The organism is Streptomyces lanatus (genome assembly GCF_014655715.1).
Taxonomy (GTDB): Bacteria; Actinomycetota; Actinomycetes; order Streptomycetales; family Streptomycetaceae; genus Streptomyces; species Streptomyces lanatus.
In genome coordinates, this window is the sequence record NZ_BNBM01000015.1 from 228,602 (window position 1) to 244,665 (window position 16,064).

General features: G+C 70.6%; 14 protein-coding genes. 9 read left to right on the forward strand and 5 right to left on the reverse strand.

What is annotated here, in order from left to right; genetic code table 11:
• Window positions 1-36 precede the first annotated feature (36 nt).
• The gene (locus IE325_RS33110) at window positions 37-1,230 is read right to left on the reverse strand and encodes an RtcB family protein (RefSeq protein ID WP_190073796.1); all 1,194 of its coding nucleotides are present in this window, start codon (window positions 1,228-1,230) and stop codon (window positions 37-39) included.
• 214 nt (window positions 1,231-1,444) lie between these two features.
• Here IE325_RS33110 and IE325_RS33115 point away from each other — a divergent pair, with 214 nt between their 5' ends.
• From IE325_RS33115 to IE325_RS33125, 3 genes are all read left to right on the forward strand, one after another.
• On the forward strand, window positions 1,445-2,290 hold the full coding sequence (locus IE325_RS33115) for a DUF3558 domain-containing protein (RefSeq protein ID WP_190073797.1): 846 nt from the start codon (window positions 1,445-1,447) through the stop codon (window positions 2,288-2,290).
• A gap of 137 nt (window positions 2,291-2,427) precedes the next feature.
• Window positions 2,428-3,339: a DUF3558 family protein gene (locus IE325_RS33120; protein WP_229912173.1), complete on the forward strand. Its 912-nt coding sequence runs from the start codon at window positions 2,428-2,430 to the stop codon at window positions 3,337-3,339.
• A 166-nt stretch (window positions 3,340-3,505) separates the two neighbouring features.
• Window positions 3,506-4,783, forward strand: coding sequence for a DUF2637 domain-containing protein (locus IE325_RS33125; RefSeq protein ID WP_190073799.1), 1,278 nt, complete (start codon window positions 3,506-3,508; stop codon window positions 4,781-4,783).
• A gap of 46 nt (window positions 4,784-4,829) precedes the next feature.
• On the opposite strand, the gene lysS is transcribed toward IE325_RS33125, so the two are convergent.
• Window positions 4,830-6,572: a lysine--tRNA ligase gene (gene lysS / locus IE325_RS33130; protein WP_190073838.1), complete on the reverse strand. Its 1,743-nt coding sequence runs from the start codon at window positions 6,570-6,572 to the stop codon at window positions 4,830-4,832.
• 144 nt (window positions 6,573-6,716) lie between these two features.
• Here lysS and argS point away from each other — a divergent pair, with 144 nt between their 5' ends.
• Window positions 6,717-8,471, forward strand: coding sequence for an arginine--tRNA ligase (gene argS / locus IE325_RS33135; protein WP_190073839.1), 1,755 nt, complete (start codon window positions 6,717-6,719; stop codon window positions 8,469-8,471).
• A 90-nt stretch (window positions 8,472-8,561) separates the two neighbouring features.
• Here argS and IE325_RS33140 read toward each other — a convergent pair whose 3' ends face one another.
• Window positions 8,562-9,026 (reverse strand): peptidoglycan-binding domain-containing protein, encoded by a 465-nt coding sequence (locus IE325_RS33140; protein WP_190073800.1) that lies wholly within the window; start codon window positions 9,024-9,026, stop codon window positions 8,562-8,564.
• Window positions 9,027-9,342: 316 nt separating this feature from the next.
• On the opposite strand from IE325_RS33140, the gene IE325_RS33145 reads away from it, so the two are divergent.
• The 3 genes from IE325_RS33145 to IE325_RS33155 are packed head-to-tail and all read left to right on the forward strand — an operon-like array spanning window position 9,343 to window position 11,786.
• Window positions 9,343-10,119, forward strand: a complete 777-nt coding sequence (locus IE325_RS33145; RefSeq protein WP_190073801.1) for a peptidoglycan-binding protein — start codon at window positions 9,343-9,345, stop codon at window positions 10,117-10,119.
• Complete coding sequence (locus IE325_RS33150; RefSeq protein WP_190073802.1) at window positions 10,116-10,964, forward strand: helix-turn-helix domain-containing protein; 849 nt, start codon at window positions 10,116-10,118, stop codon at window positions 10,962-10,964. The genes IE325_RS33145 and IE325_RS33150 overlap by 4 nt, the downstream gene beginning before the upstream one ends.
• Window positions 10,965-11,000: 36 nt before the next feature.
• Window positions 11,001-11,786 (forward strand): DUF4253 domain-containing protein, encoded by a 786-nt coding sequence (locus IE325_RS33155; RefSeq protein WP_190073803.1) that lies wholly within the window; start codon window positions 11,001-11,003, stop codon window positions 11,784-11,786.
• An 11-nt stretch (window positions 11,787-11,797) separates the two neighbouring features.
• On the opposite strand, the gene IE325_RS33160 is transcribed toward IE325_RS33155, so the two are convergent.
• Window positions 11,798-13,021, reverse strand: coding sequence for an aminotransferase-like domain-containing protein (locus tag IE325_RS33160; protein WP_190073804.1), 1,224 nt, complete (start codon window positions 13,019-13,021; stop codon window positions 11,798-11,800).
• Window positions 13,022-13,315: 294 nt separating this feature from the next.
• On the opposite strand from IE325_RS33160, the gene IE325_RS33165 reads away from it, so the two are divergent.
• Window positions 13,316-13,516, forward strand: coding sequence for a hypothetical protein (locus tag IE325_RS33165; RefSeq protein ID WP_190073805.1), 201 nt, complete (start codon window positions 13,316-13,318; stop codon window positions 13,514-13,516).
• Here IE325_RS33165 and hemB read toward each other — a convergent pair whose 3' ends face one another.
• A complete protein-coding gene (gene hemB, locus IE325_RS33170; protein WP_190073806.1) occupies window positions 13,517-14,512 on the reverse strand; it encodes a porphobilinogen synthase in 996 nt (331 codons plus the stop codon). It abuts the gene before it with no gap.
• Window positions 14,513-14,656: 144 nt separating this feature from the next.
• On the opposite strand from hemB, the gene IE325_RS33175 reads away from it, so the two are divergent.
• The gene (locus IE325_RS33175; protein ID WP_190073807.1) at window positions 14,657-16,054 is read left to right on the forward strand and encodes an FAD-binding oxidoreductase; all 1,398 of its coding nucleotides are present in this window, start codon (window positions 14,657-14,659) and stop codon (window positions 16,052-16,054) included.
• Window positions 16,055-16,064 lie beyond the last annotated feature (10 nt).

A 16,064-nucleotide genomic window follows, 5' to 3' on the forward strand; every position in this document is an offset into this window, starting at 1 on the left:
CGAAAAGGCCCCCGGCTCGCACCGGGGGCCCGTCCGTCAGCCCTTCACACAGACGACCTGCTTCAGCTTCGCCACGACCTCCACGAGGTCCCGCTGCTGATCGATGACGTGCTCGATCGGCTTGTACGCGCCCGGGATCTCGTCCACGACACCGGAGTCCTTACGGCACTCCACGCCCTGCGTCTGCTCCGCCAGGTCCTTCGTCGTGAAGCGACGCTTCGCCGCGTTACGGCTCATGCGCCGACCCGCGCCGTGCGACGCCGAGTTGAAGGCCTTCTCGTTGCCGAGACCCTTCACGATGTACGAACCCGTGCCCATGGAGCCGGGGATGATGCCGTACTCGCCGGACCCGGCCCGGATCGCGCCCTTACGGGTCACGAGCAGGTCCATGCCGTCGTAGCGCTCCTCGGCGACGTAGTTGTGGTGCGCGCTGATCTCGGACTCGAAGGTGGGCTTCGCCTTCTTGAACTCCTTGCGGATCACGTCCTTCAGGAGCCCCATCATCAGCGTGCGGTTGTACTTGGCGTACTCCTGCGCCCAGAACAGGTCGTTGCGGTACGCCGCCATCTGCGGGGTGTCCGCGATGAAGACGGCGAGGTCGCGGTCGACCAGGCCCTGGTTGTGCGGGAGCTTCTGGGCCACGCCGATGTGGAACTCGGCCAGTTCCTTGCCGATGTTGCGGGAACCGGAGTGCAGCATCAGCCAGACGGAACCGGTCGTGTCCGTGCACACCTCGACGAAGTGGTTGCCGGACCCGAGCGTTCCCATCTGCTTCGTGGCACGTTCCTGACGGAACTTGACCGCTTCCGCGATCCCGTCGAACCGCCCCCAGAAGTCGTCCCACCCCGCCGTACCGAACCCGTGCAGCCGCCCCGGATCCACAGGGCTGTCATGCATCCCCCGCCCCACCGGAATCGCCTGCTCGATCTTCGACCGCAGCCGCGACAGATCCCCCGGCAGATCATTCGCGGTGAGGGACGTCCTGACGGCCGACATCCCGCACCCGATGTCCACCCCCACCGCCGCAGGACACACGGCCCCGTGCATGGCGATGACGGACCCGACCGTCGCGCCCTTCCCGTAGTGGACGTCCGGCATGACCGCCAGGCCCTTGATCCACGGCAGAGTCGCGACGTTGCGCAGCTGCTGCAGCGCGCCGTCCTCGACCGTCGCCGGGTCGGCCCACATGCGGATGGGAACCTTCGCGCCCGGCATTTCCACGTACGACATATCGTCCTCAATCCCCCGGAAACAAACAGAAGTCTTAAATCGCAATACCGGCGCCAGGGTCGAAGAAATGGGACAACGGACCGGCGTCCACGGCAGTGCGTGCGATACACATTGTCTCCAGTGGGCGCCCCCGTACGGCAAGCGATTAACCAGCGGGGACACTGAGAGACCGGCATCGGACCGACCACACAGCCACCGTGAGAGGAGCCTGACCGTGCAGCGGAAGGCGTACGTATCCGGCGTCGCCGCCCTCCTCGCGGCGCTGCTGGCCGGCTGCACCGGCAGCTCCGACAGCGGCGGCACGACCGACGACTCCAACCCCGGCGACTCCGGTACGGCGGCTGCGCCGGCGGAGCCCGGCCGGTACCGCACCCTGCCCGAGCCGTGCGGGGTGGTCGGCGAGGACACCCTCGACTCGCTGCTGCCCGGCATCCAGCAGCTCACCGACGCGGAGCAGCAGGAGAAGGCGTACGAGGGCACCCCGACGCTCACCTACGACACCGACCGCAAGGTCGGCTGCCGTTGGAAGGTCGAGTCGGCCGACGCCACGCATCATCTCTTCGTCGATTTCGAGCGCGTGGTGTCGTACGACACGGCGGTCAGCGACGACAGCGAGGCGGAGACGCTCTTCGCGACCAGGGTGGACGCGGCCGACCTCCCCGAGCCGGCGAGCGCCGGCACCGGCGACGGCGAGGATTCCCCGTCCGCCGATCCGAGCGGTTCGCCCTCGGCGTCGGCGTCGAACTCGGCGTCCCCGTCCGCCTCGTCGTCCGGTTCGCCCTCCCCCTCCACTTCCACGTCCGCCCTGCCCTCCGCCGACCTCCAGCCGCGCGTGCTGGACGACCTCGGGGACGAGGCCTTCCTCGACGATGTGCTCGGCGGCTCCGGTTCGACGGCCCAGCAGCGCAAGGTGACTGTGGCGTTCCGCACGTCCAATGTGATCGTGACGATCGAGTACGAGGAGCAGCCGGCCACCGTCGGCGTGGTTCCGGACAGTGAGGAAATGCAGGACAGGGCCCAGAAACTGGCCGCACAACTGGCGGACGAGCTGGCGGACTAGCGCCGCTCGTTCACACCTCCACCCCCTTGTGCGACGTAACCGAAACGAGACCACACAGCTCCTTCACCGCGTACCGTGGCCCCTCGGACCCGATCCGACCGCAGGAACCACGAGTGTCAGCCATGAGTGAAGGAACCATGCAGCGAGCAGTAGAGCGAGACCTGGGGGCCCCTCCCACGCCTTTCGGGCAGTGGGGGAGGGACCGGCGTGACCAGCGCGAGCTGCGGGTGAGGGGCCTGCGCCGCATCCTTGTCGGCGCGGCAGCCGTGCCCGTGATGCTGGTCGCCGCGGGGTGCTCGTCGGACTCCGGCTCGGAGGACAAGGCGGCCGACAGCAGCACGAAGTCGTCGGCGTCGCCGTCCGAGAGCCCGTCGCCGACGGTGCAGGCGGCCGTGTACAAGTCGCTTCCCGAACCGTGCAAGGTGCTGGCGAAGAAGACGCTGGAGGATCTGGTCCCGGAGGCCAAGTCCGGCAAGAAGGGCACCTCGGACGACGCGTCGACGCGTGGCTCCTGCTCCTGGAGCAGCCTCGACAGCAATGGGGTGAAGGGCTCGCAGTTCCGCTGGCTGAGTGTGTCCATGCTGCGCTTCGAGTCCGATGTCACGCGCGGCTCGGGCGCCAAGCTGGCGCAGGACTACTTCGAGACGCAGGTGCAGGACGCGCGTTCGGTGTCCGGCGCGAAGAACACCAAGTCGGAGCCGGTCGCCGGGGTGGGCGACGAGGCCACGGCGGTGCGCTACGACCTGAAGAAGAAGGAGGGCTCCTTCAAGCAGGAGACGGTCGTGGCCCGGGCGGAGAACGTGGTCGTCACGCTCGACTACAACGGCGCGGGCTTCGCCGGCGAGAAGGCGCCGAGCGCGGACACGCTGAACAAGCTGGCGCAGAAGGCGGCCAAGGAGGTCGTGGCCGCGGTGGCGAAGCAGAACGGCGGCGGCGATGCGGGCACGCCGAGCAGCGCCCCTTCGAAGTCGGCTTCGAAGTCTCCCTCGAAGAGCCCGTCGAAGTCGGCGTCCAGTTCCCCGTCGAAGTCAGCGGCGAAGAAGAGCTGACCGTCACACCTGGCCCCGCGCCGCGTCACAACTCGCAGCTCAGCCGCGCCTCTTGTGCGAGCCCGGTCCCTTGGGGGGCCGGGCTCGCGGCGTACCGGAAGCACGTACGCCGTACGGATGTGCCACCCTGTTGCGCGCAACAACACGTAAGGGGAGGGGAGTACGAGTGGCCGCGCCACCACAGCTGACTCGGATGCACCGCGTTCTCATCGGCGTGGTCGTGTTCGGCGCCGTGATCATCGCCGGCATCGGCTTCGCCGGTTCGTACGCGGCCGTCCGAGAGCTGGCCATCCAGAAGGGCTTCGGGAACTTCAGCTATGTGTTCCCGATCGGCATCGACGCGGGCATCTGTGTCCTGCTCGCCCTGGACCTCCTGCTGACCTGGATCCGCATACCGTTCCCGCTGCTGCGGCAGACGGCCTGGCTGCTGACGGCGGCGACGATCGCGTTCAACGGCGCGGCGGCGTGGCCCGACCCGCTGGGTGTCGGCATGCACGCGGTGATCCCGATCCTGTTCGTGGTGGCCGTGGAGGCCGCCCGGCACGCGATCGGCCGAATAGCGGACATCACGGCCGACAAGCACATGGAGGGCGTCCGCCTCACCCGCTGGCTGCTCTCGCCCGTGCCGACGTTCCTGTTGTGGCGCCGGATGAAGCTGTGGGAGCTGCGCCGCTACGACCAGGTCATCAAGCTGGAGCAGGAGCGGCTGGTCTACCAGGCCCGGCTGCGCTCCCGTTTCGGCCGTGGCTGGCGCCGGAAGGCTCCGGTGGAGTCGCTGATGCCGCTGCGGCTGGCGAAGTACGGCGTTCCGCTGGCCGACACCGCTCCGGCGGGTCTCGCGGCGGCGGGGATCGAGCCGGCGCTGCTGCCGCCGGCGCCTAAGCAGGCGCTGGTGCCGGAGGCGGCGCCTCCGGTGGGCGTGCCCGACCAGGCTTCGGCCCCGCCCGGCCAGCAGCGCCCCGAGCTGGTCGTCGCTCCCGACGCCGGGCAACAGGAGTATGTGCAGGACTGGTTCAACACGCCTCGCCAGGTCGAGTACCAGGGCGGCTATGACTCCCAGTACAACCCGCAGGACCAACTCGAGGAGTGGTACTCGGAGCAGCAACAGGCCGACCAGTACCGCGACCAGTACGAGGAGGAGCCCCCGGTCCAGGAACCGTCCCCGGAGGACACGGGCACCTTCCCGATCCCGGTGACGGGCAACCGCACCCGCCAGTTGGGCGAGGGCGGCGGCCCCCCGGAACCGGCGGATCCGACCGAGGACGACTACTACCAGGTCTTCAAGAAGTCGATCGGCGGCACGGGCTACCCGACCCCGCGTGAGTTCAGCGAGAACGTCGAGGCGGAGTACGGCACCACGCTCCTGCCGGACGAGGCCAAGCGCCTGGTCAACCGGTTCACGAAGCTCTACAACGCCGAGCTGGAAGAGAACCACATCGCATAGAACTGAGGGGCCCTCGACCGAGGGCCCCTCAACGCCTTACCCGGTCCTACTCCCCGAGCAGGGCCCGCACCCGCTCCTGCCCCACCGCGAGGAGCAGCGTGGGCAGTCGCGGCCCGGTGTCCCGTCCGACCAGCAGGTGGTACAGCAGGGCGAAGAACGTCCGCTGGGCGGTCTTGATCTCGGCCGGCAGTTCCTTGGGCGTGGCGTCCGCGGGGAACCCGGCCTGCACCTTGGGCACGCCGTAGACGAGGTGGGTCAGCCCGTCCAGCGACCAGTGCTCGGCGAGGCCGTCGAGCAGGAGCCGCAGCGATTGCTGGGAGGCCTCGTCGAGGGACTTCAGCAGTTCGGCGTCGGGCTCGTCACGCACGATGGTCCGCTGGTCGGCGGGCACCTGCGTGTTGATCCAGGCCTCGGCCTTGTCGTACCGGGGCCGGGCCTCGTCGAGCGAGCCCAGCGGGTTCTCCGGGTCCAGCTCGGAGAGGATCCGCAGCGCCTGGTCCTGGTGCCCGGCGGTGATGTCGGCGACGGACGCGAGCGTCCGGTACGGCAGCGGGCGGGCCGTGCGCGGCAGCTCCCCGCCCGCCGTGCGCACGGCACGGGAGTGGGCGGCGACGTCGGCGGGCAGCGCGGAGCCGTCGGCCACCTTCCCGTCCAGCTTGTCCCACTCGTCGTAGAGCCGCTGGATCTCCTGGTCGAAGGCGATCTTGAAGGACTGGTTGGGGCGGCGGCGGGCGTAGAGCCAGCGCAGGATCTGCGGCTCCATGATCTTCAGCGCGTCGGCCGGGGTGGGCACCCCGCCGCGCGAGGAGGACATCTTCGCCATGCCGCTGATGCCGACGAAGGCGTACATGGGCCCGATGGGCTGCTTGCCGCCGAAGATCCCGACGATCTGCCCGCCGACCTGGAAGGAGGACCCGGGGGACGAGTGGTCGACGCCGCTCGGCTCGAAGACGACGCCCTCGTACGCCCACCGCATGGGCCAGTCGACCTTCCAGACCAGCTTGCCGCGGTTGAACTCGTTGAGCCGGACGGTCTCGGAGAAGCCGCACTCGTCGCAGGTGTACGACAGCTCGGTGGTGTCGTCGACGTACGAGGTGACGGTGGTGAGGTCCTTCTCGCAGTTGCCGCAGTAGGGCTTGTACGGGAAGTACCCGGCGGAGGAGCTGCCGTCGTCCTCGCCGGCCGCGCCGGAGCCCTCGGCGGCCTCCAGCTCGGCCTCGTCCAGGGGCTTCTGCGACTTCTTGGCGCCGGCCTTGGGCTTGGTGCGGTACTGGGCGAGGACGGCGTCGATGTCACCGCGGTGCTTCATGGCGTGCAGGACCTGCTCGCGGTACACGCCGGAGGTGTACTGCGCGGTCTGGCTGATCCCGTCGAACTCCACGCCCAGCTCGGCGAGCGACTCGACCATGGCGGCCTTGAAGTGCTCGGCCCAGTTCGGGTACGCGGAACCGGCCGGCGCGGGGACCGACGTCAGCGGCTTGCCGATGTGCTGGAGGTGGGTCTCGTCGGAGACGCCCTCGATGCCCTTGGGCACCTTGCGGTAGCGGTCGTAGTCGTCCCAGGAGATCAGGTGCCGGACCTGGTGTCCGCGGCGCCGGATCTCGTCGGCGACCAGGTGCGGGGTCATGACCTCGCGCAGGTTGCCCAGGTGGATGGGGCCCGAGGGGGACAGCCCGGACGCGACGACGACCGGTTTGCCCGGGGCCCGACGCTCCGACTCCTCGATGACCTCATCCGCGAAACGGGAGACCCAGTCGGTGGTCTCGGTGCTCTGAGCCACGATCGGCACGTCCTTCTTTCTCCAGGGCAGCCGTACGGTCAACGGCTGACGCACCATTCTCCCAGACGGCATCGCGCCCGGGAAAACCGCTTTACCCCCCATGGGATACTGAGCGTGCTCATCGATTCCCACGAGGAGAACGGCATCCATCCCATGACCTCGGTCACGTCGCTCACCGCTCAAGTCCAGCAGCGTCTCGCGAACGCCATCTCGGCCACCCGGCCGGAGGCCGACGCCGACCCGCTCCTGCGACGCAGCGACCGGGCCGACTTCCAGGCCAACGGGATCCTGGCCCTCGCCAAGAAGGCCAAGGCGAACCCTCGGGAGCTGGCGACGGAGGTCGTCGGCCACATCGTCACCGGTGATGTGATCAAGGACGTCGAGGTCTCCGGGCCCGGCTTCCTCAACATCACCGTCGCCGACCGTGCCATCACCGGGAACCTCGCCGCGCGGCACGCGGACGGCGAGCGCCTCGGCGTGCCCCTGAAGGAGCAGGCGGGCATCACGGTCGTCGACTACGCCCAGCCGAACGTGGCGAAGGAGATGCACGTCGGCCATCTGCGGTCGGCGGTCATCGGCGACGCCCTACGCGGCATGCTCGACTTCACCGGCGAGCAGACGATCGGCCGGCATCACATCGGCGACTGGGGCACCCAGTTCGGCATGCTCATCCAGTACCTGTTCGAGCACCCGGGCGAGCTGGCCCCGGCCGAGGACGTCGACGGCGAGCAGGCCATGTCGAATCTGAACCGGGTGTACAAGGCGTCGCGCGCGGTCTTCGACTCGGACGAGGAGTTCAAGGAGCGGGCCCGTAAGCGGGTCGTCGCCCTGCAGTCCGGCGACAAGGAGACCCTGGAACTCTGGCAGCAGTTCGTGGACGAGTCGAAGGTCTACTTCTACTCGGTCTTCGAGAAGCTCGACATGGAGATCCGCGACGACGAGATCGTCGGCGAGTCCGCGTACAACGACGGGATGCCGGAGACCGCCCGCCTCCTGGAGGAGATGGGCGTCGCGGTGCGCTCCGAGGGCGCGCTGGTGGTGTTCTTCGACGAGATCCGCGGCAAGGACGACCAGCCGGTCCCGCTGATCGTGCAGAAGGCCGACGGCGGCTTCGGATACGCGGCCTCCGACCTGACGGCGATCCGCAACCGCGTCCAGGACCTGCACGCCACGTCGCTGCTCTATGTCGTGGACGTCCGTCAGTCCCTGCACTTCAAGATGGTCTTCGAGACGGCCCGCCGGGCGGGCTGGCTGACCGACGAGGTCACCGCGCACAACATGGGCTACGGCACGGTGCTGGGCGCGGACGGCAAGCCGTTCAAGACGCGTGAGGGCGAGACCGTACGGCTTGAGGACCTGCTGGACGAGGCGGTGCAGCGGGCCGCGGAGGTCGTGCGGGAGAAGGCGCAGGACCTCACCGAGGTCGAGATCCAGGAGCGGGCCGCACAGGTCGGCATCGGCGCGGTGAAGTACGCCGACCTGTCGACGTCCCCGAACCGCGACTACAAGTTCGACCTGGACCAGATGGTCTCGCTGAACGGCGACACCTCGGTCTATCTCCAGTACGCGTACGCCCGTATCCAGTCGATCCTCCGCAAGGCGGGAGACGTACGGCCGGCCGCGCACCCGGAGCTGGAACTGCACGCGGCGGAGCGGGCGTTGGGCCTGCACCTGGACGCGTTCGGGGACACGGTCTTCGAGGCGGCCGCGGAGTACGCCCCGCACAAGCTGGCGGCGTACCTGTACCAACTGGCGTCGCTGTACACGTCGTTCTACGACAAGTGCCCGGTGCTGAAGGCCGAGTCGCCGGAGCAGGTGCGGAACCGTCTGTTCCTGTGCGACGTGACGGCCCGGACGCTGCACCAGGGCATGGCCCTGCTGGGCATCCGGACGCCCGAGCGGCTGTGAGCGCCTGACGACGCGCGCGCGGCCCGTCCTCTCCCCCGACGGGAGGACGGGCCGCGCGGTCTGTGCGGTCTGTGCGGTCGTTGGGTCGGCTCAGCAGTACTGCTTGGAGTCGGCCGCGAACCGCTTGAACGCGGCCTTGGTCTTGGGTCCGGCGATGCCGTCGATCGCGCCGTCGTAGCCCTGGTGTGCCTTCATCGAACGCTGCAGCGCGCTGATGGTGTTCTTGCCGACGATTCCGTCGATGCTGTCGTTGTAGCCCCAGTGCTGCTTGAGGTTGCGCTGCATCGCCTTCCAGCTGTTGGTGCCGAGCTGTCCGTCGATGGCGCCGGTGTAGCCCCAGAAGTCCTGGAGCCAGCACTGGACGTAGCCGGCCTGCGTGGTGGTCAGGCCGAGGTTGTTCACGGCGAGGACGGAGACGTCCTGGACGCTCGCCGCGGGCTTGGTGGCCTGATGGGGCGCCGCGAAGCTGGTGCCGGCGGCCGCCACCGTTCCGGCGGCGAGCCCGACGACGGCGGTGAGGCTGACGACGGTCCTGGTCAACGCGTTCGAACGCATGCTTCCCCCTGTGGGTCGTGGGACGGCACCTGACGTGCCGCCGGCTGACGGATCGAGAATGCGGGGCGTGTCGCACCGGCCGCCACAGTTGCCGCGGAAGTGACGTCAGCACGGGATGTCCCACTCGCTGACCTGCGAGGACACCGTCGCCCGAGACGGTCCCACGGGACGGCAGTGACGGACGATGGCTGATTCTGTACCCGCGCGGGAACCGGCTCCCGGTGCGGTCCGTGGTTCCTGTTGGAGAATGCGGCGGGGGCACGGGAACGCCGACCACGGACCATGGGCCCCGATCATGAACGCGTATGGGGGGAACATGTCGCGTTGGGCAGCGCTGCCCGCGGAACTGGATCCGCGCGTACGGCAATTGGTCGTGCGCCTGCGCCGGCTGAAGGACCACAGCGGGCTGAGCCTGCGGCAGCTGGCGGCGCGGACCGGCTACAGCCAGAAGTCGTGGGAGCGGTATCTCGGCGGCAGATCGCTGCCCTCCCGGGAGGCCGTCGAGGCGCTGGCGCGGACGGTGGGCGAGGATCCGACGCGTCTGCTGGCGCTGCACGAGATCGCCGAGGAGGCGTGGGGGGAGGGCCGCCCCGACGCGGCCAAGGCCACGACCCCCGGCACGACCACCGTCATCGGGGCGGCGCCGCGCTCGCCCGGCCGTTCGCTGCGCGTCGCGCTCGTGGCGGGGTCGGTCGCGCTGGTGCTGGCCGTCTCCACGGCCGTCCTGCTCGTCGTACGACTGGGCGGCGAGGAGGAGAAACAGCCCAGGGCGTCCCTGTCGGCGACCACCGCGTCGGCGTCCGCCTCGGCGTCGCGGTCGGGACCGGCGTACACCTGCCGTCCCGAACGGATCGACGGCCGCTGGTACGCGGGCATCAGCCGCGGCTCGGACGCCATCCTGGCCGCCGGCCACGCGGGGCCGGAGGTGGCCGAGGCGCAGTGCCTGCTGCGCCGGGCGGGCATCTCGCCGGGCGATGTCGACGGGATCTTCGGCCCGTTGACGGAGCGGGCGGTCAAGCAGGCGCAGCAGCGGGCGGGGCTGGTCGTGGACGGCATCATCGGGCCGCACACCTGGAAGGTGTTACGGCGATGACCAAGAAGCCACCGCCGTCCCCGCCATTGTCGCCTCCGCCGGAGCGGGCCCGACTGGCCGCCGCGCTGCGGGAGTTGAAGGGGCGGACCGGTCTGAGCCTGGCCGGGCTCGCGGCGAAGACCGCGTTCAGCAAGTCATCCTGGGACCGCTATCTGACCGGGCGGACGCTCCCGCCGCGCGAGGCGGTGCAGGAGCTGTGCCGGCTCGCCGGGGAGCCGGAGGGGCGCTGTGTGGCCCTGTGGGAGATCGCGGAGTCGGCGGGGAGCGGACGGGCGAAGGAGGAAGCCCCCGATCCTCCGGACGGAGCGACGCCCGAGGCGGGCGCCCCCGACGACGGCGCCGTGCATCGCGGTACGGCCGTCATGGCGGTGCTCGCGTCGGTGTGCGCCGTGGCCGTCGGCGGCGTCGCCGCGGTGGCCCTCCTGCTGCCGCACGGGGACGGCGAACCGCGTGCGTCACTGTCACCGCCCCCGGCCGCGCAGGGCCCGCGCTGCCAGGGTGAGAGCTGCGAGGGCCAGAGCGCGATGCACATGAAGTGCGGCAGCGCACCGGACACCCTCGCCTCCCACCGCACCGCCTCCGGCGCCTGGCTGGAACTGCGCTACAGCCCCGAGTGCGGCACGAGTTGGGCCCGCATGTGGGCGACGCGTATCGGCGACCGGCTGGAGATGTCGGCGGCCGGTGGCGGTCATGTCCGCGACGCGGAGGTCCAGAGTGCGGTGGACGCGGCCAACTACGTCTACACCCCCATGACCGCGACCCGTCCGGGAGCCGTCGTCCGGGCCTGCTTCCACCCTGCCGCGGGCGGCGGCGAGGAGTGTTTCCACAGCCGTGTGACGGAGTGAAGCGCGTTGTCAGTGGCTGCCCTTACAGTCACCGGCATGGCGACACTTCCGAACCCTCTGCCGAGGCTCGCGTCCCTCGGTCTGCACCTCCCGCCCGGCGGCCTGGTCGCCGCCACCGACCAGGGGCCGTGGCACGAGCCGCTGCTGTGGCTGGCGGACGACCGGGCGACGTCCGAAGGCTGGGCCGAGTTCCGGCGCACGGCACCGCCCGTGGGCCTGATCCCGGTCGTGATCGACGTCGGGGCGGGTCATGACGGGCCGGAGCTCTGGGAGTTGATGCCCGGCGAGATGTCGTATCCCGGGGATCACGACCCCGAGGAGGTCCTGGAGGACCTCTGGGACGAGCTCGCGCAGGAGGACGCGGACTGGCCGGGCCTGGCCGCCGCCGGGGACGCGGAGGGTACCGGCGCCGCCGAGGACCCGGAGTCCGTCGCCGACGACATCGTGGACTCCCTCCTCGCCGACGGCAGCCCCCTGAAGGACCCCCGTCTCGCCCTCGTCCCGGCCCGCCGCAGCGCCGACATCCCGGCGGCGATCGGCTGGTCGGGCCCGGTGAACCACGAGGACGACACCGGCCGGCTGTCCGCGGTGCTGCGCTCGTGGGAGGACCGCTTCGGCATACGGGTCGTGACGCTCGGCTTCGACACCCTGCTGGTGTCGGTCGGCAACCCGCCCACGACCCTCGCCGAGGCGGAGGCCCTGGCCGCCGAGCACCTCGCGTTCTGCCCGGACAACCTCTGGCAGAGCAGCGACAGCACCATCGCGGCCTACGCCGAGAACCAACTCCTCAACCAGCCGGCCTGGTACTTCTGGTGGGACTGAAGAAGTACCTGTCAGGCCCCGGCCCCGGCTGACCTCAGCCCCTCCCCCAGCCTGCGCAACCCCTCCCCGATCTCCTCGGGCGTCTGCGTCACGAAGCACAGCCGCAGCGTCGCCCGGTCCGGCTCACCGGCGTAGAAGGGCGCCCCGGGGACGTAGGCGACGTCGTGCCGCACGACCTCCGGCAGCAGTTCGGTGGTGTCGTACGACTCCGGCAGCCGGGCCCAGAGGAACATGCCGCCCTCGGCCCGGTTCCAGCTCGACCCCTCGGGGAGGGCCGCGGGCAGACCGGCCAGCATGGCGTCGCGGCGCTCGCGGTAGACGTCCCTGACACGGGCCACATGGGTGTCGAGGGCGCCGAGGCAGCGGGCGGCGGCGAGCTGATTGACGGTCGGGGTGTGCAGGTCGGCGGCCTGTTTGGCGACCGCACAGGCCCGCCGCAGGGCGGCCGGTGCGCGCAGCCAGCCCAGCCGCAGGCCGGGGGCCATCACCTTGGAGAGGGAGCCGAGCAGCACCGTACGGTCCTCGGCGCCGGGGTAGGAGGCGATCCAGGGCACGTGCTCGCCGTCGTACCGCAGCTCGCCGTACGGGTCGTCCTCGACGATCCACACCCCGCGCCGTGCGGCGACGTCGGCGACGGCGGCCCTGCGGTCGGCGGGCAGCGTCCTGCCGGTCGGGTTCTGGAAGGTGGGCACGGTGTAGAAGAGCTTCGGCCGCTCCCGTGCCACCAGTTCCTCCAGCGCCGCCGGATCCACCCCGTCCGCATCGCCCGGCACGGCCACGACGCGGGCGCCCGCGAGGCCGAAGACCTGGAGCGCCGCCAGATAGCAGGGGTCCTCGACCAGGACCGTGTCGCCGGGCTCCAACAGCGCCGTGGCCAGCAGCGACAGCCCCTGCTGGGAGCCGGTGGTGCCGAGGAGGTCGTCGGCGTCGGTGCCGAGCCCCCGCGCCGACAGACGTGCGGCGAGCCCGGTGCGCAGGCTGGGCTCCCCCTCGGTCGTGGAGTACTGCAGGGCCGCCGACGGCGTCTCGGCGAGCACATCCCGGAAGGCGGCGGCGATGCCCTCCCGGTCGAACAGCTCGGGCGCGGGCAGCCCACCCGCGAAGTTGATCACCTCGGGCCTGGCGGTGACGGCGAGGATGTCCCGCACGGGAGAACCACCGACGGCCCCGGTCCGTGCGGCGAGCGACGGCACGGCGGCTGGGGCATGGCGGGGCGCGGGCTCGATGACGGTCATGACACGGCTCCTAGGGCTACGGCGACGCGGGCGACGGCTCGTGCCGGGCAGCCTAGAGAACTGCATGCCCTCTACAAGAGACTTTCCGGGATACGGACGCCACCGCCCGGCACCATCCGCCCGACCCTTGTCCGGCGTCCCACACGACCCCCTCGGGACAGCACGTCCCCGCAGGTCAGCGGCCGTCCCGCCACTCCGGCGTCCCGAATTCCCGGCCGAAGGTGGCGACCGGGAGGGATGATCACGCAGGCTGGGGTCCGACCCCAACCCCCCACCCAAGGAGAGGGCCACCCCATGTCCGCGTCCGCGCCCGCGTCCGCATCCCCAGCCCGTCGCCCCCGCGCCCGGCTGCTCGCCGCCACGCTGGTGACGATCGCCGCGCTCACGCTCACCGCGTGCGAGGACGGCCACGGCCTGCGCGACGAGGGCCCGTCGACCCCGACCAGCCCCACCGCCACGACCCCCGAGCCGCCGTCCCCGTCGGACAGTCCGTGACTACCGGCCCAGCTTCTGTGCGGCCTCCGTCGCCCAGTACGTGAGGATGTTGCGCGCCCCGGCCCGCTTGATGCCGGTCAGCGTCTCCAGGATCGCCCGGTCCCGGTCGATCCAGCCCTTCTCGGCGGCGGCCTCGACCATCGAGTACTCGCCGGAGATCTGATAGGCGGCGACCGGCACGTCCACGGCGTCGGCGACCCGCGCCAGGATGTCGAGGTAGGGCCCGGCGGGCTTGACCATCACCATGTCGGCCCCCTCCTCCAGATCAAGGGCAAGCTCCCGCAGCGATTCCCGAGCATTGGCGGGGTCCTGCTGATAGGTCTTCCGATCACCCTTGAGCGACGACCCGACGGCCTCCCGGAACGGCCCGTAGAAGGCGGAGGCGTACTTGGCCGTATAGGCGAGGATGGCGACGTCCTCCCGCCCGATCTGGTCGAGGGCGTCCCGGACGACCCCGATCTGCCCGTCCATCATCCCGCTGGGCCCCACGACATGGGCCCCGGCGTCGGCCTGGACCTGCGCCATCTCGGCGTACCGCTCCAGGGTCGCGTCATTGTCGACGCGCCCTTCGCTGTCGAGCACCCCGCAATGCCCATGATCGACCGTCTCATCGAGACACAGATCGGACATGACGAGCAGCTCGTCGCCGACCTCGGCGCGCACATCGCGGAGGGCGACCTGCAGAATCCCGTCGGGATCGGTCCCGGGCGTCCCGAGGGCGTCCTTCTTCGACTCCTCCGGCACCCCGAACAGCATGATCCCGGACACCCCGGCAGCCACCGCCTCCGCGGCGGCCTTCTTCAGACTGTCCCGGGTGTGCTGCACGACCCCCGGCATGGCCTCGATCGGCACCGGCTCACTGACGCCCTCGCGCACGAAGGCAGGAAGGATGAAGTCGGCGGGGTGCAGCCGGGTCTCGGCGACCATGCGCCGCATCGCGGGCGTGGTCCGCAGACGCCGCGGCCGAGTACCGGGGAAGGATCCATACGTCGTCATACCGCCTACGCTACGCCCGCCCCCGCGGCACCTTTACCAACGTCCCGTCGGGACGCCGCCCCGGCATGCGAGGGCCTCGATCCCGGGTCCATCCTGAAGAAGAGCCCATTCAGGACCCTCCGTACCGACACCGCGGAGGCCGCGATGACACCCACCCGTCACCTCGACATGCCCGACCTGTTCGCCCTCTCCGAGATCCACGGCCCGGTCCTGCGCCCCGGCGACGACGGCTACGCCGACGAGGTCACCGGCTTCAACCTGGCCGCGCTGCACACGCCCGAGGTGGTGGTGGGCGCGACGGGCGCCGACGACGTCGTGACGGCCCTGCGCTGGGCGACGGCCACCGGCACCCCGGTCGCGGTCCAGGCGACGGGCCACGGCGCGAACTTCCCGATCGACCACGGCCTGCTGATCAGCACGGCCCGCATGACGGACGTACTCATAGACCCCGACCGGCGCCTGGCCACGGTCGCCGCCGGTGCGAAGTGGCGCCACGTCCTGGACGCGGCCGCCCCGCACGGCCTGGCTCCCCTGTGCGGCACCGCCTCGGACGCGGGCGTGGTCGGCTACACCCTCGGCGGCGGCCTGCCGGTCCTCGGCCGGACCTACGGCTACGCCACCGACGCCGTCCGCTCGTTCCAGGTCGTCACCCCCGACGGCACCCTCCGCGTGAGCGACCCCGACCACGAGCCCGAACTGTTCTGGGCCCTGCGCGGCGGCAAGGGCAACGTGGGCGTGGTGACGTCCCTGACCTTCGACCTGCTCCCCATCAGCACCCTGTACGGCGGCGGCATCCACTTCCCGGGCGAGCACGCGGAGACGGTACTGAGAACCTGGACCGACTGGACCCACCGGATCCCCGAGGAGATGTGCAGCGCCTTCACCCTGCTACGACTGCCACCGCTCCCCCAGATCCCCGAGCCCCTGCGCGGCGGCTTCTGGGCAAGGGTGGCGATCGCCTACACCGGAAACCCACCCGACGCCGACCGCCTACTGGCCCCGATCCGCTCGGCAGCACCGGTGGTGGTCGACACGGTGGAAGAGATGCCGTACGCGGCGATGGACCGCATCTTCATGGAACCCCAGGACCCCCTCCCCGCGAGGGAGTCGTGCACCCTGCTCCGCGACCTCCCCCCGGACGCCATCACCACGTTCCTGTCCCAGGCGGGCCCGGAGTCCCCCGACTGCCCCCTGCTGATGGTGGAGATCCGCCACATGGGCGGCGCCCTCGCCCGCCCACCCCGCCTGAAGGACGCCATCTGCGCCCGCGACGCCGGCTACCTCCTGTCAGCGGTGGGCGTCATGATGACCCCACCCACAGCCGAGGCCATAGAACAGGCAACCACGGCCCTGCACACAGCCATGGCCCCATACGGCACGGGCCACACCCTGATCAACATCCACGGCACCCCGGGCGACGCCTCCGACCGGTCCCGCCCCTGGACCCCAGAGGTCTACGACCGCCTCCGCAAGGACAAGTCGAAGTACGACCCGGCAAACCTGCTGCGCTTCGGCCACACAATCAGCCCGTCCGGCGTTTGAGGGCAAGGCC

Excerpts from the sequence above, each read along its gene's own strand:
- IE325_RS33145 (WP_190073801.1), top strand. The coding sequence starts at position 9,343 with ATGTCGCGTTGGGCAGCGCTGCCCGCGGAACTGGATCCGCGCGTACGG.
- IE325_RS33120 (WP_229912173.1), top strand. The coding sequence starts at position 2,428 with ATGCAGCGAGCAGTAGAGCGAGACCTGGGGGCCCCTCCCACGCCTTTC.
- IE325_RS33160 (WP_190073804.1), bottom strand. The coding sequence starts at position 13,021 with ATGACCGTCATCGAGCCCGCGCCCCGCCATGCCCCAGCCGCCGTGCCG.
- hemB (WP_190073806.1), bottom strand. The coding sequence starts at position 14,512 with ATGACGACGTATGGATCCTTCCCCGGTACTCGGCCGCGGCGTCTGCGG.
- IE325_RS33150 (WP_190073802.1), top strand. The coding sequence starts at position 10,116 with ATGACCAAGAAGCCACCGCCGTCCCCGCCATTGTCGCCTCCGCCGGAG.
- IE325_RS33155 (WP_190073803.1), top strand. The coding sequence starts at position 11,001 with ATGGCGACACTTCCGAACCCTCTGCCGAGGCTCGCGTCCCTCGGTCTG.
- IE325_RS33175 (WP_190073807.1), top strand. The coding sequence starts at position 14,657 with ATGACACCCACCCGTCACCTCGACATGCCCGACCTGTTCGCCCTCTCC.
- IE325_RS33110 (WP_190073796.1), bottom strand. The coding sequence starts at position 1,230 with ATGTCGTACGTGGAAATGCCGGGCGCGAAGGTTCCCATCCGCATGTGG.
- IE325_RS33165 (WP_190073805.1), top strand. The coding sequence starts at position 13,316 with ATGTCCGCGTCCGCGCCCGCGTCCGCATCCCCAGCCCGTCGCCCCCGC.
- argS (WP_190073839.1), top strand. The coding sequence starts at position 6,717 with ATGACCTCGGTCACGTCGCTCACCGCTCAAGTCCAGCAGCGTCTCGCG.
- IE325_RS33140 (WP_190073800.1), bottom strand. The coding sequence starts at position 9,026 with ATGCGTTCGAACGCGTTGACCAGGACCGTCGTCAGCCTCACCGCCGTC.